Annotated in this window: 18 protein-coding genes, 2 tRNA genes and 3 rRNA genes; 11 read left to right on the forward strand and 12 right to left on the reverse strand. The window is 54.0% G+C overall.

Annotated elements, in window-relative coordinates:
• Positions 1 to 26: 26 nt before the first annotated feature.
• From ACSOSI_RS20385 to ACSOSI_RS20395, 3 genes are all read left to right on the forward strand, one after another.
• The gene (locus tag ACSOSI_RS20385; RefSeq protein ID WP_261435411.1) at positions 27 to 2,675 is read left to right on the forward strand and encodes a bifunctional acetate--CoA ligase family protein/GNAT family N-acetyltransferase; all 2,649 of its coding nucleotides are present in this window, start codon (positions 27 to 29) and stop codon (positions 2,673 to 2,675) included.
• 153 nt (positions 2,676 to 2,828) lie between these two features.
• A complete protein-coding gene (gene pssA, locus ACSOSI_RS20390) occupies positions 2,829 to 4,184 on the forward strand; it encodes a CDP-diacylglycerol--serine O-phosphatidyltransferase (protein ID WP_165366774.1) in 1,356 nt (451 codons plus the stop codon).
• A 79-nt stretch (positions 4,185 to 4,263) separates the two neighbouring features.
• On the forward strand, positions 4,264 to 4,596 hold the full coding sequence (locus ACSOSI_RS20395) for a YfiM family lipoprotein (RefSeq protein WP_012146456.1): 333 nt from the start codon (positions 4,264 to 4,266) through the stop codon (positions 4,594 to 4,596).
• A gap of 1 nt (position 4,597) precedes the next feature.
• Here the strand turns inward: ACSOSI_RS20395 and ACSOSI_RS20400 are convergent, their stop codons facing one another.
• The 7 genes from ACSOSI_RS20400 to gmhB all read right to left on the reverse strand — a co-directional run bounded on the left by ACSOSI_RS20400 (position 4,598) and on the right by gmhB (position 12,259).
• Positions 4,598 to 5,908: an MFS transporter gene (locus tag ACSOSI_RS20400; RefSeq protein ID WP_012146457.1), complete on the reverse strand. Its 1,311-nt coding sequence runs from the start codon at positions 5,906 to 5,908 to the stop codon at positions 4,598 to 4,600.
• Between the two features lie 231 nt (positions 5,909 to 6,139).
• A 5S ribosomal RNA gene (gene rrf, locus ACSOSI_RS20405) occupies positions 6,140 to 6,255 on the reverse strand.
• 97 nt (positions 6,256 to 6,352) lie between these two features.
• Positions 6,353 to 9,261: ribosomal RNA gene (locus ACSOSI_RS20410) — 23S ribosomal RNA — on the reverse strand.
• 205 nt (positions 9,262 to 9,466) lie between these two features.
• Positions 9,467 to 9,542, reverse strand: a tRNA-Ala gene (locus tag ACSOSI_RS20415).
• A gap of 37 nt (positions 9,543 to 9,579) precedes the next feature.
• Positions 9,580 to 9,656 (reverse strand) — tRNA-Ile (locus ACSOSI_RS20420).
• Positions 9,657 to 9,729: 73 nt separating this feature from the next.
• Positions 9,730 to 11,272, reverse strand: a 16S ribosomal RNA gene (locus ACSOSI_RS20425).
• Together the 16S, 23S and 5S rRNA genes with 2 tRNA genes alongside form the textbook arrangement of a ribosomal RNA operon.
• Before the next feature lie 423 nt (positions 11,273 to 11,695).
• A complete protein-coding gene (gene gmhB / locus ACSOSI_RS20430) occupies positions 11,696 to 12,259 on the reverse strand; it encodes a D-glycero-beta-D-manno-heptose 1,7-bisphosphate 7-phosphatase (protein WP_017893778.1) in 564 nt (187 codons plus the stop codon).
• 187 nt (positions 12,260 to 12,446) lie between these two features.
• Between gmhB and metN the strand changes: the two genes are divergently transcribed.
• The 6 genes from metN to proS all read left to right on the forward strand — a co-directional run bounded on the left by metN (position 12,447) and on the right by proS (position 18,484).
• Positions 12,447 to 13,478, forward strand: a complete 1,032-nt coding sequence (gene metN, locus ACSOSI_RS20435) for a methionine ABC transporter ATP-binding protein MetN (protein ID WP_012146459.1) — start codon at positions 12,447 to 12,449, stop codon at positions 13,476 to 13,478.
• On the forward strand, positions 13,471 to 14,124 hold the full coding sequence (locus ACSOSI_RS20440) for a methionine ABC transporter permease MetI (RefSeq protein ID WP_012146460.1): 654 nt from the start codon (positions 13,471 to 13,473) through the stop codon (positions 14,122 to 14,124). The genes metN and ACSOSI_RS20440 overlap by 8 nt, the downstream gene beginning before the upstream one ends.
• A 60-nt stretch (positions 14,125 to 14,184) precedes the next feature.
• Positions 14,185 to 15,000 (forward strand): MetQ/NlpA family lipoprotein, encoded by an 816-nt coding sequence (locus ACSOSI_RS20445; protein ID WP_004952177.1) that lies wholly within the window; start codon positions 14,185 to 14,187, stop codon positions 14,998 to 15,000.
• 266 nt (positions 15,001 to 15,266) lie between these two features.
• A complete protein-coding gene (rcsF, locus tag ACSOSI_RS20450) occupies positions 15,267 to 15,671 on the forward strand; it encodes an Rcs stress response system protein RcsF (protein ID WP_012146461.1) in 405 nt (134 codons plus the stop codon).
• On the forward strand, positions 15,668 to 16,375 hold the full coding sequence (tsaA, locus tag ACSOSI_RS20455) for a tRNA (N6-threonylcarbamoyladenosine(37)-N6)-methyltransferase TrmO (protein WP_115183944.1): 708 nt from the start codon (positions 15,668 to 15,670) through the stop codon (positions 16,373 to 16,375). Before rcsF ends, tsaA begins: the two co-directional genes overlap by 4 nt.
• A 390-nt stretch (positions 16,376 to 16,765) precedes the next feature.
• A complete protein-coding gene (gene proS, locus ACSOSI_RS20460) occupies positions 16,766 to 18,484 on the forward strand; it encodes a proline--tRNA ligase (protein ID WP_012146463.1) in 1,719 nt (572 codons plus the stop codon).
• A 51-nt stretch (positions 18,485 to 18,535) separates the two neighbouring features.
• On the opposite strand, the gene nlpE is transcribed toward proS, so the two are convergent.
• From nlpE to ACSOSI_RS20475, 3 genes are read right to left on the reverse strand one after another with little or no spacing between them, the layout of a single operon-like run.
• Entirely contained in the window at positions 18,536 to 19,219 is a 684-nt protein-coding gene (nlpE, locus tag ACSOSI_RS20465; protein ID WP_476706058.1) for an envelope stress response activation lipoprotein NlpE, read from the reverse strand.
• A 29-nt stretch (positions 19,220 to 19,248) separates the two neighbouring features.
• The gene (gene arfB / locus ACSOSI_RS20470; protein ID WP_012146465.1) at positions 19,249 to 19,662 is read right to left on the reverse strand and encodes an alternative ribosome rescue aminoacyl-tRNA hydrolase ArfB; all 414 of its coding nucleotides are present in this window, start codon (positions 19,660 to 19,662) and stop codon (positions 19,249 to 19,251) included.
• Positions 19,663 to 19,665: 3 nt separating this feature from the next.
• The gene (locus ACSOSI_RS20475) at positions 19,666 to 20,214 is read right to left on the reverse strand and encodes a YaeQ family protein (RefSeq protein WP_012146466.1); all 549 of its coding nucleotides are present in this window, start codon (positions 20,212 to 20,214) and stop codon (positions 19,666 to 19,668) included.
• A 213-nt stretch (positions 20,215 to 20,427) separates the two neighbouring features.
• Between ACSOSI_RS20475 and ACSOSI_RS20480 the strand changes: the two genes are divergently transcribed.
• Entirely contained in the window at positions 20,428 to 20,628 is a 201-nt protein-coding gene (locus ACSOSI_RS20480) for a YaeP family protein (protein ID WP_012146467.1), read from the forward strand.
• Entirely contained in the window at positions 20,621 to 20,878 is a 258-nt protein-coding gene (rof, locus tag ACSOSI_RS20485) for a Rho-binding antiterminator (RefSeq protein WP_368040125.1), read from the forward strand. Before ACSOSI_RS20480 ends, rof begins: the two co-directional genes overlap by 8 nt.
• Before the next feature lie 69 nt (positions 20,879 to 20,947).
• Here rof and ACSOSI_RS20490 read toward each other — a convergent pair whose 3' ends face one another.
• The gene (locus tag ACSOSI_RS20490; RefSeq protein WP_026142508.1) at positions 20,948 to 21,265 is read right to left on the reverse strand and encodes a c-type cytochrome; all 318 of its coding nucleotides are present in this window, start codon (positions 21,263 to 21,265) and stop codon (positions 20,948 to 20,950) included.
• A gap of 18 nt (positions 21,266 to 21,283) precedes the next feature.
• Positions 21,284 to 22,594: a tRNA lysidine(34) synthetase TilS gene (gene tilS / locus ACSOSI_RS20495; protein WP_476706059.1), complete on the reverse strand. Its 1,311-nt coding sequence runs from the start codon at positions 22,592 to 22,594 to the stop codon at positions 21,284 to 21,286.
• Positions 22,595 to 22,622 lie beyond the last annotated feature (28 nt).

Raw genomic sequence — 22,622 nt, forward strand, 5'->3', positions numbered from 1 at the left:
CGTAACGTTGCCTAAAGGAGTCGTGCATGAGCCAGCGAGGGTTAGAAGCGCTTTTACGTCCTAAATCGATTGCCGTTCTCGGCGCTTCACAACAGCCCGGCCGCGCCGGTAACCTGATGATGAGCAACCTGCTGGCCGGCGGTTTTAACGGGCCGGTGATGCCGGTCACACCGCGCTACAAGGCAGTGTGTGGCGTCATGGCCTACCCGGACGTCGCCAGCCTGCCCATCAGCCCCGATCTGGCGATACTTTGTACCCATGCGCAGCGCAACCTGGCATTGATTGAAGAACTGGGCAAGCGCGGCTGCAAAACTGCCATTGTGCTCTCCTCCCCGCCGGAACAGTTCGCCGAGCTGAAAGCCTGTGCGCAGCGTTATTCGATGCGCCTGCTGGGGCCAAACAGCCTCGGCCTGCTGGCCCCCTGGCAAGGCATTAACGCCAGTTTCTCACCGGTCCCCATTCTCAAAGGCAAGCTGGCGTTTATTTCCCAGTCCGCCGCCGTGGCCAACACCATTCTCGACTGGGCGCAACAGCGTGAGGTTGGCTTTTCCTATTTTATCGCGCTGGGCGATAGCCTGGATATTGACGTCGACGACCTGCTGGACTTTCTGGCGCGCGACAGTAAAACCAGCGCCATTTTGCTGTATCTGGAAAACATCAGCGATGCACGGCGCTTTTTATCCGCCTCGCGCAGCGCCTCACGCAACAAACCGATTCTGGTGGTCAAAAGCGGCCGCAGCCAGCAGGCCCAGCTGTTGCTTAACAGCCAACAGGGGCTGGATGCCGCCTACGATGCCGCTATCCAGCGCGCCGGTTTGTTGCGCGTGCAGGATACCCATGAGCTGTTCTCCGCAGTAGAGACCCTGAGCCATATGCACCCGCTGCGCGGCGAGCGGCTGATGATCGTCAGCAACGGTGCGGCACCAGCCGCTATGGCTCTGGACGAGCTGTTGGGCCGTAATGGCAAGCTGGCGCAGTTGGGCGACGAGATCCTGGCGCAGCTTGGCGAGGCTTTGCCCGAATTTATCCAAGCCGGCAACCCGATAGACCTGCGTGATGACGCGACACCGCAACGTTATCTGGCGGCGGTTAAAACGCTGCTCGACAGCCATGACTACGACGCCTTGCTGCTGATCCATGCCCCAAGCGCGGCGGCCCCGGGCACCATTACTGCCGAACGTATTATCGAAGCGGTACATCAGCACCCGCGTGGCAAACGCATTACGCTACTCACCAATTGGTGCGGTGAATATTCCTCGCAGGAAGCCCGACGGCTGTTTACCGAGGCCGGCATACCCACCTATCGCACCCCGGAAGGCGCGGTGACCGCGTTTATGCATATGGTGGAATACCGCCGTAATCAGAAACAGCTAAAAGAAACCCCGGCGCTCCCGGTCGGCCTGACCGCCAACACCGCCGATGCCCACCGATTAATTCAACAGGCGCTGGCCGAAGGCGCTACGCAGCTCGATACCCACGAGGTGCAATCGATTCTGCAGGCCTATGATCTGACCACGCTGCCAACCTGGATTGCCGAAGACAGTGCCGAAGCGGTGCATATCGCCGAGCAAATTGGCTACCCGGTAGCCCTGAAATTGCGTTCGCCGGATATCCCCCACAAGTCTGAAGTCCAGGGCGTTATGCTCTACTTGCGCACCGCGACCGAAGTGCAGCGGGCAGCAGATGCGATCCTTGACCGGGTGAAACGCACCTATCCGCAGGCACGTATCCACGGCTTGCTGGTGCAGAGCATGGCCAACCGCGCCGGGGCACAAGAGCTGCGTATTGCGGTAGAACAAGATGCCATTTTTGGTCCATTGATCATGCTGGGCGAAGGGGGTATCGAATGGCGGCAGGAAAATCAGGTCGCGGTGGCGCTGCCGCCGCTGAATATGGCGCTGGCGCGCTATCTGGTATTGCAGGCGGTAAAAGGAGGAAAAATCCGCGGGCGCAGTGCCCTGAGGCCGCTGGATATTCCCGGGCTGAGCCGCCTGTTGGTGCAAGTTTCCAATCTGATCCTCGACTGTCCGGAAATCACCCGGCTGGACATCCACCCGGTACTGGCCTCCGGCAGCGAGTTCACCCTGCTGGATGTTTCCATGCAGCTTGCCCCCTTTGTGGGTGACCCGCAGGCAAGGCTGGCGATCCGTCCTTATCCCCATGAGCTGGAAGAAACCATTGGGTTGAAAGACGGTTCGCAATGCCTGTTCCGGCCGATCCTGCCGGAAGATGAACCTGCGTTGAAACACTTTATCGATCGCGTGACCAAGGAAGACCTCTACTATCGCTACTTCAGTGAGATCAACGAGTTTACCCATGACGATTTGGCTAACATGACGCAGATCGACTACGATCGAGAAATGGCTTTTGTAGCAGTGCGTGATGAACAGATTATAGGCGTAACCCGCGCGCTATCCGACCCGGACAATACCGATGCAGAATTTGCCGTGCTGGTGCGTTCCGATCTGAAAGGACTCGGTCTGGGACGCCAACTGCTGGAAAAAATGATCGCCTATGCCCGAGCCCATGGGTTGACCCGTCTGACCGGTATCACCATGCCGAACAACCGTGGAATGATCGGACTGGCACAGCGGTTGGGTTTTGGCATTGATGTGCAGATCGAGGACGGTATCGTCAATTTGACCCTGCCGCTGCAGGCGGAGGAAGCGCAGTGACCTGTGTCGCAATGCGCTACGAATCCATCACTTAACGCCAAAACATACGCACAATCGAGGCAACTAGTGGTATTATCGCCCGATTATTCGATTTGTTGTTTTTCCGTATTTGGCGTTCAGGCCATCTAATCATGAGAGAAGAAGCGCACTGTGATGTTGTCAAAATTTAAACGTAGCAAACATCAACAACACCTTGCACAACTGCCCAAACTCCCTCAGACGGTAGCTGATGTACGTACTTTGTACACGCCGTCTGATTACCGTGCCACCCTGCTGGAATTAATCGCTAACGCCACCCAACGCATTTATCTGGTCGCTCTGTATCTGGAGCATGACGACGCCGGGCGCGATATTCTCAACGCACTTTATCAGGCGAAGCAGCGGTGTCCGGAGCTGGAGATTTGCATTTTGGTCGACTGGCATCGTGCCCAGCGTGGGCGCATCGGCGCCGCGGCCGCCAATACCAACGCCGACTGGTACTGCTCAATGGCAGACCAGCATCCGGGGCTGCCGGTGCCGATATACGGCGTGCCGGTCAACACCCGTGAAGCCTTGGGCGTGTTGCACCTGAAAGGTTTTGTTGTCGACGATACCGTGATTTACAGCGGTGCCAGTATCAATGACGTTTACCTGCATCAGCATGAAAAATACCGTTACGATCGCTACCAACTGATCGCTAACGGTGAATTGGCCAATACCCTGGTCGATTACATCAAACAGCATCTGCTGACCGCCGGTGCCGTACAACGTTTGGATCGTGACGATCGCCCGAAAAGCCCCGAGATCAAAAACGAAACTCGCCTGTTCCGCTTCGGCCTGCGCCGTGCCGGCTATCAGTTTAGCAACAACGCCAGCAACGATGAGCTGGCGGTAACACCGCTGGTTGGGCTGGGCAAACAAAGCATACTGAATAAAACCATTCACCACCTGATGTCCAGCGCCGATCAGAAACTGACGCTGTGCACCCCCTATTTCAACCTGCCGGCGCTGCTGGTGCGCAATATTATTTATCTGTTGCGCCAGGGCAAGCAGGTGGAAATCATTGTCGGTGATAAAACCGCTAATGACTTCTATATTCCGGAAGATCAGCCATTCAAAATCATCGGCGCGCTGCCTTACCTGTACGAAATCAACCTGCGACGCTTTCTCAGCCGTCTGCAGCGTTATATCGATACCGGTCAGCTGATTGTTCGCCTGTGGAAAGACGGCGATAACAGCTATCACCTAAAGGGCATGTGGGTGGATGACGAATGGCAGTTGATTACCGGTAATAACCTCAATCCACGCGCCTGGCGGTTGGATCTGGAAAATGCCATTCTGATCCACGATCCCAAGCAGGAAATGCGTGAGCAGCGGCATAAAGAGCTGGAGTGCATCCGTACCCATACCACCGTGGTGGGACACTATCTGGAATTGCAAAGCATCCAGGAGTATCCGATCAAAGTGCGTAAGCTGATCCGCCGTCTACGCCGTATCCGTATCGACCGATTGATTAGCCGTATACTGTAAGCGCGCTATAATTCAGCTATCGCAGACCCCGGCCCATGCCGGGGTTTTTTATGAGCCATGACAACAGGATGTTTTCATTATGCGCCCACTCCGCTGTCTGTTTGTGCTGCCCTTTGTCCTGTTCACCAGCGGTTGCACCCATTGGGCAAATGACAGCTGGACCGGAAAAGACAAGGCGCAGCATTTTGTTTCTTCTGCTGCCTTTGCCGCCGCGGGTGCCGCTTATGGCGATCATCAAAACTGGAGTGAGGCTCGCAGCCGGAGCTTTGGCCTGATGTTTTCGATCGGGCTGGGTGCCGCCAAAGAGCTGTATGACAGTCGCGAAGGCGGCACCGGCTGGAGCTGGAAAGATTTTGCCTGGGATGTGGCGGGGGCGGCTACGGGGTATAGCCTGTACCACGCCACCCGTTGATTCACAGTTGGATCTCTTTTCCCTTGCGATGCAAGCGAAGTGAAACGATCAGCGCCAACAGACACATGCCGGAAACGTACCAGAAGAAGGCATTCTCTATGCCATATGACTTCAGCGACAGGGCAACATATTCTGCAGACCCGCCAAACATCGCATTAGCCACCGCATAAGACAGACCAACGCCTAGCGCCCGCACTTCCGGCGGGAACATTTCGGCTTTCAGCAACCCACTGATCGAAGTATAAAAACTGACAATAAACAGTGCCAGTACGATCAGACCGAATGCCGCATAGGGATTGCTGACATTTTTCAAGGTTAACAGAATAGGTACTGTGAGTAAGGTGGCGAAAGAGGCAAAGATCAGCATTGAGCTACGGCGACCAATCTTGTCCGATAGTGCCCCAACCAACGGTTGCAGCAGCATATAGATAAACAACGCTGCAGTCATAATACCGCTGGCCAGCTTGGCATCCATCCCTGAGGTATTGACCAGATACTTTTGCATGTAGGTGGTAAAAGTATAAAAACTCAGCGAGCCACCGGCGGTAAACCCCAGCACCATCAGGAAGGCTTTGCGATTCTTCCACAGCCCTTTCAGCGAACCGGCATCCTTATGGTTACGGGTTTCGGCATCGGAAGTTTCATTCAGTGAACGGCGCAGATACAACGCCACTACGGCCAATACCGCTCCTATCGCGAAGGGAATACGCCAGCCCCAGGCTTTGAGCTCTTCCGTGGACAGGATTTGCTGCAGCGCCACCAAAACCAGCAACGCCAACAGTTGGCCGCCAATCAGCGTGACATATTGGAAAGAGGCATAGAACCCGCGTCGCCCCTTTATGGCCACCTCACTCATATAGGTCGCACTGGTGCCATATTCACCGCCGACCGACAGTCCCTGGAACAGGCGTGCTACCAGCAGCAGCACCGGTGCCCAACTGCCGATCGACTCGTAGGTCGGTAAGCAAGCGATCACCAGCGATCCGGCGCACATCATACAGACCGAGATCAGCATCGAGTTTTTACGGCCATGCTTGTCGGCAATATAACCGAACAACCAGCCACCAATTGGGCGCATAAAGAAACCGGCGGCAAACACACCGGCCGTTTGCAGCAGCTGGGTAGTACTGTTACCGGCGGGGAAAAACGAGGCGGCAAAGTAGATAGAACAGAAGGAATAGACGTAAAAATCAAACCACTCCACCAGATTCCCTGATGAAGCCCCAACAATCGCGAAAATACGTTTCTTTTTGTCCTGAACAGCCAGATCGGCGGTCCCTTCATCCTCAATGGCCGAGGTTGTTTCTGTCATTTTATATTCTCCGAGCCAGATAAACAGTGAAGTCGACGTCCTGCCGTTTAAATGTGATTCAATTGTTAGTGTTTAGTTAACGATTAAAACAAATAGCGGGCGAAGAATATAGCGTGATTTATGTGATGCGCATTGAAGAGTGATATGAAAATTGGTGGGATAACGGCCATTTATTTATAGCAGGCAAAGCAAAAAGGCCATCCTTACGGATGGCCTCTTGGCTTAATTGATGCCTGGCAGTGTCCTACTCTCGCATGGGGAGACCCCACACTACCATCGGCGCTACGGCGTTTCACTTCTGAGTTCGGCATGGGATCAGGTGGGACCACCGCGCTATTGCCGCCAGGCAAATTCTGTTTCATTCCAGCCGTTACCTCAGTAACCACCAGAACCAATCTCGGAACTCGCTGAAAATCTCTCAAATCAAAACACTTTTGGTGTTGTAAGGTTAAGTCTCACGGATCATTAGTACTGGTTAGCTCAATGCATCGCTGCACTTACACACCCAGCCTATCAACGTCTTAGTCTTAAACGTTCCTTCAGGGGAATCAAGTTCCCAGGGAAGACTCATCTCGAGGCAAGTTTCGCGCTTAGATGCTTTCAGCGCTTATCTTTTCCGCACTTAGCTACCGGGCAATGCCATTGGCATGACAACCCGAACACCAGTGGTGCGTTCACTCCGGTCCTCTCGTACTAGGAGCAACCCCTCTCAATCTTCCAACGCCCACGGCAGATAGGGACCGAACTGTCTCACGACGTTCTAAACCCAGCTCGCGTACCACTTTAAATGGCGAACAGCCATACCCTTGGGACCTACTTCAGCCCCAGGATGTGATGAGCCGACATCGAGGTGCCAAACACCGCCGTCGATATGAACTCTTGGGCGGTATCAGCCTGTTATCCCCGGAGTACCTTTTATCCGTTGAGCGATGGCCCTTCCATTCAGAACCACCGGATCACTAAGACCTACTTTCGTACCTGCTCGAGCCGTCACTCTCGCAGTCAAGCTAGCTTATGCCTTTGCACTAACCTCACGATGTCCGACCGTGATTAGCTAACCTTCGTGCTCCTCCGTTACTCTTTGGGAGGAGACCGCCCCAGTCAAACTACCCACCAGACACTGTCCTCACCCCGGATTACGGGGCCGAGTTAGAACATCAAACATTAAAGGGTGGTATTTCAAGGTTGGCTCCACGCAGACTGGCGTCCACGCTTCAAAGCCTCCCACCTATCCTACACATCAAGGCTCAATGTTCAGTGTCAAGCTATAGTAAAGGTTCACGGGGTCTTTCCGTCTTGCCGCGGGTACACTGCATCTTCACAGCGAGTTCAATTTCACTGAGTCTCGGGTGGAGACAGCCTGGCCATCATTACGCCATTCGTGCAGGTCGGAACTTACCCGACAAGGAATTTCGCTACCTTAGGACCGTTATAGTTACGGCCGCCGTTTACTGGGGCTTCGATCAAGAGCTTCGCCTTGCGGCTGACCCCATCAATTAACCTTCCAGCACCGGGCAGGCGTCACACCGTATACGTCCACTTTCGTGTTTGCACAGTGCTGTGTTTTTATTAAACAGTTGCAGCCAGCTGGTATCTGCGACTGGCTTCGGCTCCGAGAGCAAGTCTCTTCACCTACGCGCCAGCGTGCCTTCTCCCGAAGTTACGGCACCATTTTGCCTAGTTCCTTCACCCGAGTTCTCTCAAGCGCCTTGGTATTCTCTACCTGACCACCTGTGTCGGTTTGGGGTACGATTCTGTGTTACCTGATGCTTAGAGGCTTTTCCTGGAAGCTTGGCATCAACTACTTCTGCACCGTGGTGCATCGTCATCACGCCTCAGGGTTGAATAAGCAACCGGATTTACCAGGTCACTCCCCCTACACGCTTAAACCGGGACAACCGTCGCCCGGCTAGCCTAGCCTTCTCCGTCCCCCCTTCGCAGTAACACCGAGTACAGGAATATTAACCTGTTTCCCATCGACTACGCCTTTCGGCCTCGCCTTAGGGGTCGACTCACCCTGCCCCGATTAACGTTGGACAGGAACCCTTGGTCTTCCGGCGAGCGGGTTTTTCACCCGCTTTATCGTTACTTATGTCAGCATTCGCACTTCTGATACCTCCAGCAACCCTCACAGGCCACCTTCAACGGCTTACAGAACGCTCCCCTACCCAACAACGCCTAAGCGTCGCTGCCGCAGCTTCGGTGCATGGTTTAGCCCCGTTACATCTTCCGCGCAGGCCGACTCGACCAGTGAGCTATTACGCTTTCTTTAAATGATGGCTGCTTCTAAGCCAACATCCTGGCTGTCTATGCCTTCCCACATCGTTTCCCACTTAACCATGACTTTGGGACCTTAGCTGGCGGTCTGGGTTGTTTCCCTCTTCACGACGGACGTTAGCACCCGCCGTGTGTCTCCCGTGATAACATTCTTCGGTATTCGGAGTTTGCATCGGTTTGGTAAGCCGGGATGGCCCCCTAGCCGAAACAGTGCTCTACCCCCGAAGATGAGTTCACGAGGCGCTACCTAAATAGCTTTCGGGGAGAACCAGCTATCTCCCGGTTTGATTGGCCTTTCACCCCCAGCCACAAGTCATCCGCTAATTTTTCAACATTAGTCGGTTCGGTCCTCCAGTTAGTGTTACCCAACCTTCAACCTGCCCATGGCTAGATCACCGGGTTTCGGGTCTATACCTTGCAACTATTCGCCCAGTTAAGACTCGGTTTCCCTACGGCTCCCCTATACGGTTAACCTTGCTACAAAATATAAGTCGCTGACCCATTATACAAAAGGTACGCAGTCACCCAACTAGTAGGCTCCCACTGCTTGTACGTACACGGTTTCAGGTTCTATTTCACTCCCCTCGCCGGGGTTCTTTTCGCCTTTCCCTCACGGTACTGGTTCACTATCGGTCAGTCAGGAGTATTTAGCCTTGGAGGATGGTCCCCCCATATTCAGACAGGATGTCACGTGTCCCGCCCTACTCATCGAACTCACAATTAATGCATTTTAGTGTACGGGACTATCACCCTTTACTGTGCGACTTTCCAGACGCTTCCACTAACACAAGAACTGATTCAGGTTCTGGGCTCCTCCCCGTTCGCTCGCCGCTACTGGGGGAATCTCGGTTGATTTCTTTTCCTCGGGGTACTTAGATGTTTCAGTTCCCCCGGTTCGCCTCATACGACTATGTATTCATCGTATGATAGTGCAACGAATTGCACTGGGTTTCCCCATTCGGGTATCGCCGGTTATAACGGTTTATATCACCTTACCGACGCTTATCGCAGATTAACACGCCCTTCATCGCCTCTGACTGCCTAGGCATCCACCGTGTACGCTTAGTCACTTAACCTCACAACCCAAAAGTGTTTCCACTCTCGCGCTGCTACATTTGAGAGACTCTATGACAGGGTACTCCTTACTCCAGTACTTCTACGGAGGAGTAAGTTTCAGCTGTCATGTTTCAATTTTCAGCTTGTTCCAGATTGTTAAAGAGCAAAATACTTCGCAGCATACTGTTGCCAGTACACTCTGAAGTATTGAAATACAGGACTATATGGTGGAGCTAAGCGGGATCGAACCGCTGACCTCCTGCGTGCAAGGCAGGCGCTCTCCCAGCTGAGCTATAGCCCCATACAGTCACGTGCAGTACCTTTTCCACTTCGAGAAGTGGTAGGCCTGAGTGGACTTGAACCACCGACCTCACCCTTATCAGGGGTGCGCTCTAACCACCTGAGCTACAAGCCTATAAAGGTATTTCTGCTCGTTACTTTCTATCAGACAATCTGTGTGAGCACTTCACGCAATCAATATCATTAGGTAAGGAGGTGATCCAACCGCAGGTTCCCCTACGGTTACCTTGTTACGACTTCACCCCAGTCATGAATCACAAAGTGGTAAGCGCCCTCCCGAAGGTTAAGCTACCTACTTCTTTTGCAACCCACTCCCATGGTGTGACGGGCGGTGTGTACAAGGCCCGGGAACGTATTCACCGTAGCATTCTGATCTACGATTACTAGCGATTCCGACTTCACGGAGTCGAGTTGCAGACTCCGATCCGGACTACGACGTACTTTATGAGGTCCGCTGGCTCTCGCGAGTTCGCTTCTCTTTGTATACGCCATTGTAGCACGTGTGTAGCCCTACTCGTAAGGGCCATGATGACTTGACGTCATCCCCACCTTCCTCCGGTTTATCACCGGCAGTCTCCTTTGAGTTCCCACCATTACGTGCTGGCAACAAAGGATAAGGGTTGCGCTCGTTGCGGGACTTAACCCAACATTTCACAACACGAGCTGACGACAGCCATGCAGCACCTGTCTCAGAGTTCCCGAAGGCACTAAGCTATCTCTAGCGAATTCTCTGGATGTCAAGAGTAGGTAAGGTTCTTCGCGTTGCATCGAATTAAACCACATGCTCCACCGCTTGTGCGGGCCCCCGTCAATTCATTTGAGTTTTAACCTTGCGGCCGTACTCCCCAGGCGGTCGACTTAACGCGTTAGCTCCGGAAGCCACGCCTCAAGGGCACAACCTCCAAGTCGACATCGTTTACAGCGTGGACTACCAGGGTATCTAATCCTGTTTGCTCCCCACGCTTTCGCACCTGAGCGTCAGTCTTTGTCCAGGGGGCCGCCTTCGCCACCGGTATTCCTCCAGATCTCTACGCATTTCACCGCTACACCTGGAATTCTACCCCCCTCTACAAGACTCTAGCTTGCCAGTTTCAAATGCAGTTCCCACGTTAAGCGCGGGGATTTCACATCTGACTTAACAAACCGCCTGCGTGCGCTTTACGCCCAGTAATTCCGATTAACGCTTGCACCCTCCGTATTACCGCGGCTGCTGGCACGGAGTTAGCCGGTGCTTCTTCTGCGAGTAACGTCAATGCAATGTGCTATTAACACACTACCCTTCCTCCTCGCTGAAAGTGCTTTACAACCCGAAGGCCTTCTTCACACACGCGGCATGGCTGCATCAGGCTTGCGCCCATTGTGCAATATTCCCCACTGCTGCCTCCCGTAGGAGTCTGGACCGTGTCTCAGTTCCAGTGTGGCTGGTCATCCTCTCAGACCAGCTAGGGATCGTCGCCTAGGTGAGCCATTACCCCACCTACTAGCTAATCCCATCTGGGCACATCTGATGGCGTGAGGCCCGAAGGTCCCCCACTTTGGTCCGAAGACGTTATGCGGTATTAGCTACCGTTTCCAGTAGTTATCCCCCTCCATCAGGCAGTTTCCCAGACATTACTCACCCGTCCGCCGCTCGTCACCCAGAGAGCAAGCTCTCTTGTGCTACCGCTCGACTTGCATGTGTTAGGCCTGCCGCCAGCGTTCAATCTGAGCCATGATCAAACTCTTCAATTAAAAGCTTGATTTGCTTCAACTCGTGAAGCGATGCTCGAAAATAACTTTCGTAATAGTCATTCAGTTGGACAAGCCAACAAAACAACTTATTGCTTGGTCACTCTTCAAGACTTGATATTTTTTTCGAACCCGAAGGTTCTGGATATCGTCTTGTGGAGTGCCCACACAGATTGTCTGATAAATTGTTAAAGAGCAGTGAGTTAGCCGCCGTAGCTTGCTATCTCGAGGTGGCGTATATTACGCTTTCCTCTTTCAGAGTCAACCCCTAATTTTCAGGATTTTTTCTCTTCGAACCCCGGAGACTCTGTGAAGTTGTTCACATGTCCCGTGTCGATGGAGGCGCATTATAGGGAGCTGGTTCAGAATGACAAGGGTTTATATTCACTTTTTATCTGACCGCTCACTATTCATGCATAACGCCTACTAAACCCGCTTTTTGATGGCTTCCGGCAGGTCTGCCAGGCTGTTTATCACCCAATCCGCCAGTTTCTCACCTTGCTCAGTGACAGGTTTGCCAGTACGCACCAGCACTTTAGTCCCGACGCCTGCCGCTATTGCTGCCTGCATATCTTCCGGTTTATCGCCAACCATATAAGAAGCAGCCATATCAATGTTCAATTCCTGCTGCGCCTGCAACAACATGCCCGGCTGAGGTTTACGGCAGTCGCACACCTGACGGAACTCTTCTACTACTGCATCAGGATGATGTGGACAGAAATAGATACCGTCCAGGTCAACATCGCGATCGGCCAGCGACCAGTCCATCCACTCGGTCAGGTACATAAATTGGTCTTCGCTGAACATGCCGCGCGCGATGCCGGACTGGTTGGTCACCAATACCAGAGCAAAGCCCATCTTTTTGAGTTCGCGACAGGCGTCAATCACGCCATCTATAAAGTGGAAATTATCGATTTCATGAACGTAGCCATGATCGACATTAATCGTGCCATCACGATCGAGGAAAATTGCTGGAACGCTTTGTGTCACCGGTTTGCTCCTGAGGGCCTGAAAACGCCGACAGTATCGCATGTTTTACCCGGCACTGAGAACGGCAGAGAACAGCGTTGATCGTTGACTTGGACGTCTAGACGCCTTAACATCTGACTCATACCTTGGTCCACGCCGGGGTTTACTTTTATCTAGCCACGGGCAACCACGCTAAAATAAGAAGAATATGATTAAACTTTCTAACATCACCAAAGTGTTCCAGCAGGGTTCGCGCACCATTACCGCGCTCTCTGACGTGACTCTTCACGTCCCTGCCGGGCAAATTTATGGCGTTATCGGTGCATCAGGCGCCGGTAAAAGTACCTTAATCCGCTGCGCCAACATGCTTGAGCGTCCTACCTCCGGCCAGGTACTGGTTGACGGACAGGATCTGACCTCACTGTCTGAAGGCGAACTGACGCGCGCTCGCCGTCAGATCGGTATGATATTTCAGCACTTTAACCTGTTGTCTTCCCGTACGGTGTTTGGCAACGTTTCATTGCCGCTTGAGCTGGACAACACCCCACGCGCTGAAATCAAAAAACGCGTAACCGAATTGCTGGAACTGGTCGGACTGTCAGACAAGCATGACGCCTACCCGGCCAACCTGTCGGGCGGCCAGAAGCAACGCGTGGCGATTGCCCGTGCGCTGGCAAGCCAACCTAAAGTCCTGCTGTGTGATGAAGCCACCAGCGCGCTGGACCCGGCCACCACCCGTTCAATTCTGGAACTGCTGAAAGACATTAACCGTCGTCTCGGTCTGACCATCCTGCTGATCACCCATGAAATGGATGTGGTGAAACGCATCTGCGATCAGGTTGCGGTTATCAGCCAGGGTCAATTGATTGAAAAAGACAGCGTCAGCGAAGTGTTCTCGCACCCGAAAACTCCTCTGGCCCAGCAGTTTATTCAAGCCACGCTGCATTTGGATATCCCGGACGACTACGCAAAACGCCTGGCACCGGAACGCAGTGGCGGCCGTCAGCCCCTTTTGCGTCTGGAGTTCACCGGCCAATCCGTTGATGCGCCGCTGCTGTCAGAAGCCGCCCGTCGTTTCAACGTTAACAACAACATTATCAGTGCGCAGATGGATTATGCCGGCGGCGTTAAATTCGGCGTGATGTTGGCAGAACTGCACGGCAGTGATGAAGACGCGCTGGCAACGATTAAGTTCCTGCAGGAAAATCAGGTAAAAGTAGAGGTTCTGGGTTATGTCTGAGGCAATGATGTGGTTAATGGCTCGTGGCGTGTGGGAAACCGTCATGATGACCTTTGTCTCCGGCTTTTTCGGTTTCGTACTCGGCCTGCCGGTTGGCGTGCTGCTGTATGTGACCCGCCCGGGGCAAATCGCCGCCAACAACACGCTATATAGGACGCTGTCCGGGCTGGTGAACGTTTTCCGTTCCATTCCGTTCATTATTCTGTTGGTGTGGATGATTCCATTTACTCGTTTGATCGTCGGTACCTCGATCGGTCTGCAGGCAGCTATCGTGCCGCTGACCGTGGGCGCTGCGCCGTTTATTGCCCGTATGGTGGAAAACGCCCTGCTGGAGATCCCATCCGGTCTGGTGGAGGCCGCCCGCGCTATGGGAGCGACCCCGATGCAAATCATCAAGAAGGTGCTGCTGCCGGAAGCCCTGCCGGGCCTGGTTAACGCCGCCACTATCACCTTGATCACTTTGGTGGGTTATTCCGCCATGGGTGGCGCAGTCGGCGCAGGTGGTCTGGGACAGATTGGCTATCAGTACGGTTATATCGGTTATAACGCCACAGTAATGAATACCGTATTAGTATTACTGGTGGTGCTGGTCTATCTGATTCAGTTCTTCGGTGATCGGATCGTCAAGGCCGTCACCCATAAGTAGTTTTTACAGCAACTGCGCTCACACAGCGTATTTCAAATGCGAGTCTAATGAGGAAGGGATATGTCGTTAAAATTTAAATCCATCGCGGCAATCGGCGCACTGATCGGTACTCTGGCTCTGGCAGGCTGCGGTCAGGAAGAAAAAGATCCGAACCATATCAAAGTCGGCGTCATTGTCGGTGCTGAACAGCAGGTCGCTGAAATCGCGCAAAAAGTGGCAAAAGAGAAATACGGTCTGGACGTCGAACTGGTGACCTTCAATGACTATGTGCTGCCAAACGAAGCGCTGAGCAAAGGCGATATCGATCTGAACGCCTTCCAGCACAAACCTTACCTGGATCAGCAGATCAAGGATCGCGGCTACAAACTGGTGTCGGTCGGTAACTCCTTCGTTTACCCGATTGCCGGTTACTCCAAGAAAATCAAATCGCTGGACGAACTGAAAGACGGTTCTCAGGTTGCGCTGCCTAACGACCCAACCAATCTGGGCCGCTCCCTGCTGCTGCTGCAGAAGGTTAACCTGATCAAACTGAAAGACGGTGTTGGCCTGCTGCCGACCGTATTGGACGTGACTGAAAACCCGAAAAACCTGAAGCTGGTTGAACTGGAAGCACCACAGCTGCCACGCTCCCTGGACGACCAACAAATCGCTCTGGCGGTGATCAACACCACTTACGCCAGCCAGATTGGCCTGACGCCGGCAAAAGACGGCCTGTTTGTTGAAGATAAAGACTCACCGTACGTTAACCTGCTGGTTGCCCGCGAAGATAATAAAGACGCGGAAAACGTGAAGAAGTTCGTTCAGGCTTATCAGTCTGACGAAGTTAATGAAGCGGCCAACAAGATCTTTAACGGTGGCGCAGTTAAAGGCTGGTAATCATTAATTACCGAATTTATTCCTATAATTGCAAGACGGGCTACGGCCCGTCGAGAGAGTTGGCATAGTTCTTTGCGGCTAAAAGTAATGATTTAGTCCTAATGAAAACAAAGAATTAGATCTTCTGAATTACCCCAAACATCCGAAAACCACGTTTTTCGGGTGTTTGTCTTATATCTAGACGGGCTACGGCCCGTCTTGTTATTTCCACCATAGATTGCTTCAATAGCGCCACTTAACTATTCCATCAAGGCAGAGGAATCTCAATGCGTGCTTTACCTCTCTGTTTGTTAGCGCTTGCGCTGGCAGGGTGTTCGTCGCAGCGTTTCGCGCCCCCGTCCACAAGCAGCACCAGCAAACCGGCAGTAACCACTCCGACCAAACCCACACCAGCAGCGCGTCCGGCACCGGTTAAACTGTACAAAAGTGCAGAAGAATTAGTGGGTAAACCATTCCGCGATCTGGGTGAGGTCTCTGGCGAATCCTGCCAGACAACCGTTCAGGACTCACCACCGAATCTGGCGACCGCTCGTAAGCGCATGCAAATCCGCGCTTCTTATATGAAGGCTAATGCCGTGCTGTTGCATGACTGCCAGATTGTCAGCGGTGTTGCCGGCTGTTACCAACAGGCCATTTGCCAGGGTTCAGCGCTTAACGTCTCGTCCAAATGACCGAATTTGTTTTCAACCAGATCGGTACCATCCGTTCACCGTATAAAGAAAAGTTCGCCGTCCCCCGCCAACCGGGGTTAGTCGAAGACGGTGGCGGTGAGTTGGTGCTGCTGCCGCCCTATAATCAGGCGGAAGCGGTACGCGGGCTCAGTGAGTTCAGCCATCTGTGGGTAATGTTTATTTTCCATCAAACCATGGAAGGTGGCTGGCGCCCCACTGTCCGGCCACCGCGCCTCGGCGGTAATGCCAGGATGGGGGTTTTTGCCACCCGCTCAACCTTCCGCCCCAATCCGCTCGGCATGTCGCTGATCGAATTAAAAGGCGTACGTGTGCAGGGCGGAGAAGTGGTGCTGGAGTTGGGCAGTCTCGATCTGGTTGACGGCACGCCGGTGGTGGATATCAAACCCTATCTGCCATTTGCCGAAAGCCAGCCACAGGCCCGCGCCGGGTTTGCTCAGGCAGCGCCTGCCGGTGATATGCCGGTATGCTTTGCACCAGAAGCGGAACAACAGTTGCTGCAACATCAGCGGCGTTATCCGCACCTGCGGCGCTTTATCAGTCAGGTGCTGGCTCAGGATCCGCGTCCAGCCTACCGCAAGGGGCAAGCAGCAGAACGGGATTATGCCGTCTGGCTACTGGATTTCAACGTGCGCTGGCGAGTGGTGGGTCAACAAACCGAGGTGCTGTCTCTCGACCTGCGTTAAAATTCCACCGTCTCTCTTTTGACAACCCGCTCGCACTGGTAGAATAGGCCGTATCCCACCATTGTCCGTGAGCGCCGCTGGCGGTCATTTGAGCGCGCAGCAAGGCGCGAGTCGTGAGGTTTGGTGGGCCAAATAAGCGGCTCGTAACACAGGTGCGCGTTCAAATGGCCCCAGCCCTTCGGGTCGCGCCCCAAAAGCCCGTACTCTGCGTTGTCGGGCTTGAACGTAGGCCCGCTATGCCCTGCACCCTCTGCCTTGATTACGGGCTTTTGGGTCTGCGACGGCACCACGGTCAATGGCGGGACACGGCCTCGACCACTTTCGAAAATTTTGGCTGCCCTACTACTGGCAGCCGGTTGCAATTTGCAGTTCTAACGGAACCAAAACACCATGCGTACTAGCCAATATCTGCTCTCCACTCTGAAGGAGACACCTGCCGATGCCGAAGTGATCAGCCACCAGCTGATGCTGCGCGCCGGGATGATTCGCAAGCTGGCCTCCGGTCTTTATACCTGGTTGCCAACCGGCCTGCGCGTTCTGAAAAAGGTTGAAAACATCGTTCGCGAAGAAATGAACAATGCTAACGCGATCGAAGTTTGCATGCCGGTGGTACAGCCTGCCGATCTGTGGCAGGAAAGCGGCCGTTGGGAACAGTACGGCCCTGAGCTGCTGCGCTTTGTCGATCGCGGCGATCGTCCATTCGTACTGGGTCCAACCCACGAAGAAGTGATCACCGACCTGATCCGTAACGAGATCAGCTCTTACAAGCAGCTGCCGCTGAACTTCTTCCAGATTCAGACCAAGTTCCGTGATGAAGTCCGCCCACGTTTCGGCGTCATGCGCTCGCGTGAATTCCTGATGAAGGATGCTTACTCGTTCCATACCTCGCAGGAATCGCTGCAGGCAACCTACGAAGCGATGTACGAAGCCTACAGCAAAATCTTCAGCCGCATGGGGCTGGACTTCCGTCCGGTACATGCCGATACCGGCTCGATCGGCGGTAGTGCATCACACGAGTTCCAGGTACTGGCCGACAGCGGTGAAGACGATATCGTGTTTTCCACCGGCTCCGACTTTGCCGCCAATATCGAACTGGCAGAAGCGGTTGCACCGGCTGAGCCGCGTGCGGCAGCCAGTGAAGAACTGCGCATTGTGGATACCCCGAACGCCAAGACCATTGCTGAACTGGTAGAACAATTCCAGCTGCCGGTGACGAAAACCGTCAAGACGCTGCTGGTACGTGCTAAAGAAGAGAGCGGCCACAAGTTGGTTGCCCTGTTGGTGCGTGGCGATCACGAACTGAACGAAATCAAAGCCGAGAAGCTGCCGCAGGTTGCTGCTCCGTTGGTCTTTGCTACCGAAGAAGAGATCCGCGCTATCGTAGGTGCAGGCCCTGGTTCACTCGGCCCGGTCAATCTGCAGGTTCCCGTGGTTGCCGATCGCAGCGTAGCGGCGATGAGTGATTTTGGCGCCGGCGCCAACATCGACGGTAAACACTACTTCGGCATCAACTGGGAGCGCGATCTGCCGCTGCCACAGGTTGCCGATATCCGTAACGTCGTTGAAGGCGATGCCAGCCCGGACGGTAAAGGCACACTGCTGATCAAACGCGGTATCGAAGTGGGCCATATCTTCCAGCTCGGGACCAAATACTCGGAAGCGATGAAAGCCACCGTTCAGGGTGAAGATGGCCGTAATCAGGTGCTGACCATGGGTTGTTACGGTATCGGGGTCACCCGCGTGGTCGCTGCCGCTATCGAGCAGAACCATGACGAACGCGGTATCATTTGGCCTGACGCTATTGCGCCATTCCAGGTGGCTATTCTGCCAATGAACATGCACAAATCCTTCCGCGTGCAGGCGCTGGCGGAGGAGTTGTACAACACTCTGCGTTCCCACGGTATCGACGTGATCCTCGACGACCGTAAAGAACGTCCGGGCGTGATGTTCGCGGATATGGAACTGATTGGCGTACCGCACTCTATCGTGATCGGCGACCGTAACCTCGACAGCGAAGAGATTGAGTACAAAAACCGCCGTGTCGGCGAGAAGCAAATGATTAAAACCGGCGAAGTCATTGATTTCTTGCTGGGGCAGATCAAGCGCTAATCCACTATCGCAGAAACTAAAAACCCGCCTAGGCGGGTTTTTTTGTAGCGGTTATTTGCTGTCGCAATTTTTACTGCGGTCGAAGGCTACTTTACCGTCCGGCACCAGCGCCTTCTCGGTTAACCCCTCTTCCATTGACGGCTGAACGCTAAAGTGGCCATTCAGCGTCAGGAACACCGGCTCGCCCGGCGTTTTGTACGCCTTGGCATACCCCTGCTCCAGCGCGATTGTATTGTCGACCGGGAACGTTTTACCGGTGGCGCAATCTTTGAACACTGCCGCATCCGCCATGTAGGTGTAGCTGCCTTTCAGCGCCATCGGCGTTTTAGGCAAGGCTTTCTCTACCGGATCAAGACGGTAATTCAACTGCGACTCAATCGGCATGCCGGTTTGATCCAGCATTTCCAAACTTTTACCCACCGGGCGGAAATAACGCTTATCACCACGGCTGTCGGTCAGCACCAGCTTATCGGCGGTACGCGCCCATTTACCGTAGTCGGCAAAGGTTTGATCGCCGTCTTTGGTGCCGCGATAGGTTTCCTGCAGGACGAAAGTACCGTCTTTATCCAGGAATAATGCGGTATCCAGACCGCCGCAGTCAGCGCAAGGCAGCACGCCCTGATAACTTTGTTGCATCGCCTGAAGCGGTTGTTCTTTCGGCTGGAAGTGGTTATTACATCCCAGTAACGAAAGTGCCCCTGCCGCTAAAAACAGGGCCAGTGTTATTTTCTTCACAGTTATTCTCCTACTGTGTTCATGTGTCCTTAAGTGCGGATCTTGCCGCGCAGCGCTTTAGTCGCGCCTTTCCGTACCTTGCCTTCCAGACGACGTAATTTTGCCCCTTTGGTGGGCTTGGTCGCCCGGCGAGTTTTTTCTACCACCATCGCCTGCTGGATCAAAGTGACCAGTCTGGCCAACGCCGCCTCGCGGTTTAATTCCTGACTGCGATATTCCTGCGCTTTGATAATCACCACGCCATCGGCGGTAATTAAATGATTATTCAGGGCCAGCAGCCTTTCCTTATAATACTCTGGCAGGCTGGATGCCCGGATGTCAAAGCGCAAATGGATAGCCGTTGAGGTTTTGTTCACGTGCTGGCCACCCGCGCCCTGCGCGCGGATCGCCGTCAATTCCACTTCGTTATCCGGTATGGCTACATTTCTTGACAGTTCAAGCACCGGTCACACCTGCGCCTGTTGCCACTCGGCAAACTGGATTTCCAGACTATTCTGAGCATCGGAAAGCCAGATAGTTCCCTCTTGCAGCGTGGCCTGCAGCGTCATATTGCGGCTGGCCAACGCCGCCAGTTTGGCTAATTGTTCATCATCCAGGAAACGGATGCTTAGGTTTTTGTGGTTTGCCACCTTGCCTTGCATCGATTGCCACCACACGTGGCCGGCACGTTCGCCGTAAGCATACAGCACCACTCTCGGTGACTGGTTGCAGGCCTTCTTGATGCGTTTTTCATCCGGCAGGCCCATTTCAATCCACATTTCCAGCCCGTTATGATCGTTTCGCCGCCAGATTTCCGGCTCATCATCGGCGCTCAGGCCTTTGGTAAACACCAGACGCTCATCGGCATGACAGATCCAGGCCAGCAAACGCAGCATCATGCGCTGTTCAGTTTCGGAAGGATGCTGGGCCAGGGTAAGCGTGGCGTCGTGGTAGAAGTGACGATCCATATCAGCGATATTGACCGTGGCTTTATAAATAGTAGCTTTCAGCGCCATGGGTGACCTCATTATTATCAGGCGACAGTGTACTAGATTTGGCCCAACCGCGGCCAGCACGGCCGGGCAAAGCCCGGTGCGAAAGCCGCGCTGAGGTGCTAATAACTCCACAATAGCTGTGCTATAGTCGTCTAGGATAGAGTCAAGCTCCGAGTGCCTGCGCCTCATCGCTATAAGGCTTCGATGACGCAGAGGTTCTTAAGGGAGGAAACTGTGCAACAATACTGTGAGTTAGTACGCCGTTTTTACGCTGAGATCGGCAGTGGTGATCTCGGCTACGTGCCTGATGCGTTAGCATGTGTATTAAAGGCATTGGACGAAGTTGCTGCGAATAGCACGCTACCGTCCTCCGTTAGGGAACAGGCGGCCTTTGCCGCCGCTAACTTATTGGTGAGCGACTATGTTGATGAATGATGAGTACCAATCCATCAATTGCGATGACTATGAAAGCCTGGAACTCGCCTGTCAGCATAACTACATTCTGAAGCTGGAGTTACGCGACGGAGAAAAATTCGAAGGCAAAGCCACCGAGCTGAAGTTTACCAAGGGCGTTGAGTACCTGATTATCGATCGGGCCGGCGACGCTCTCAGCTTGCGTCTGGATCACATCCTCAGTTTCAGTCATCCGGAAATCGGTACCGTGGTCGTCAGCCTGTCTGATTGATTTAGCGGTAACGCCATCCCAACAGGGCAGCCCAACGGCTGCCCTCGTCATTTATGGTTTGAGGCTGGCCTAGGGTTTGAGGCTGGAATAGTAGGCCGCCAGATCGGCAATATCCGCATCAGACAGTGGGGAAACGTAGGCTTTCATCACTTCCGCCTGCCCTCCGTTACGCTCACCTTTCTTATAAGCCTGCAACGCATGCTCCAGATACATGGCGTTTTGCCCAGCCAGATTCGGGTACATAGGCATCGACACCTTCCCTTCAGCCCCATGGCACGCCATACAACTGGCGGACTTATCCTTACCCGCAGCCGCATCGCCCGCCGCCATTACAGGCAGGCTGAACAGACCCAACATCACCGCCATTGCGCTCACAAATTTCATCATGGTTCCTCAGTCTAATTATTATTTTTTACGCCAATGCAGCCGCCAGGGCTGCTGCCCCTCAGGCGTTTGTCCGGCCTCGCTGACAAAAATCCCCAGCGCCGCAATCAGCTGGTCATCATAATAGATCAACGGGATACGCTCACGCTGCCACGGAGGAATACCCAACTCCTGCCACAATTTTTTGATCGGACGAGAATGCGCGCGCCCCAGGATGCGGTGTTTGCCCTGAGCGCTAAAACGAATGCTCACTTTTTGCTGTGATTGCGGCGCACGCAAACAGATGTCTCCTTCCCCACTGACCAGTTCACCCAACCCATCCGGCAGCATCAGCGAATTATCCAATGACCAGCTTAGACTGATTTCACGCAGATCGGCCATCAGCGGCAGCAGATACAAGCGGCGGCGGAAGCGGCGAAACTGATATTGTCCCAATTGCAGCTGGGGTTCGGCGTCTTCACGGCTAAGCGCCACTTCTTCCCATAACCGCTGCAACTGTTCGCGAGAAGGCATAGTAACGCCAAATAGCGCGATCCAACGGCGTAACAAGGCGAAACGTCGGGCCGCTGAGCATCCCAGCAAACCATCAATCGCCAGCGCACGGTCTTCATCGAGCAGATTGTGCAGTTGCTCTGCCAGCAATTCATCCAGCAATTGCTCCTGCTCGGCGCACAGGCTGGCACTACGTGCCGTCGCTGCAGCAAAGTGCGGCCAGCGCTGATTCAGTAGCGGCAACACCTGCAGGCGCAAAAAGTTTCGGTCGAAGCGTGGGTCCTGATTGCTGTCGTCTTCAATCCAACTGAGCTGATGTTGCTGCGCATAGGCCTCCAACTGCTGGCGAGAGTGACCCAACAGTGGGCGCAGCAAATGATTATTCCCCAGCGACGTCTGTGCAGCCATGGCCGACAGGCCCGCCGGGCCACTGCCACGTTTTAGCGCCAGCAGGAAGGTTTCACATTGGTCGTCAAGGTGTTGCGCGGTAAGCAAGGTTTCATCGGCCGCCAGCGTGCTGGCAAAAGCCGAGTAGCGTGCCGCCCGGGCTGCGGCTTCGATACCGCCCTGCTGGCTATCAACCTGCACGTGCTGAACCACCAGGGGTAGCTGCCAGGCAACGCATTGTTGCCGACAGTGTGTTACCCACTGGTCGGCAAAAGCGCTCAGGCCGTGATGCACGTGCACCGCGCGAAGCTGCAAGTCCGGCAATTGCTGCCGTAACCCTACCAGCAGATGCAATAGCACGCTGGAGTCCAGCCCGCCACTGAATGCCACCAGCAAGTGCCGGTGTGCACCCAATTGGCGGGCTAGCTGTGCGGATAATTGATTGTTATTCATTGATTAGGCTTAATGACGTCCAGATAGC

It is taken from the genome of Serratia sp. AR11 (assembly GCF_056376275.1).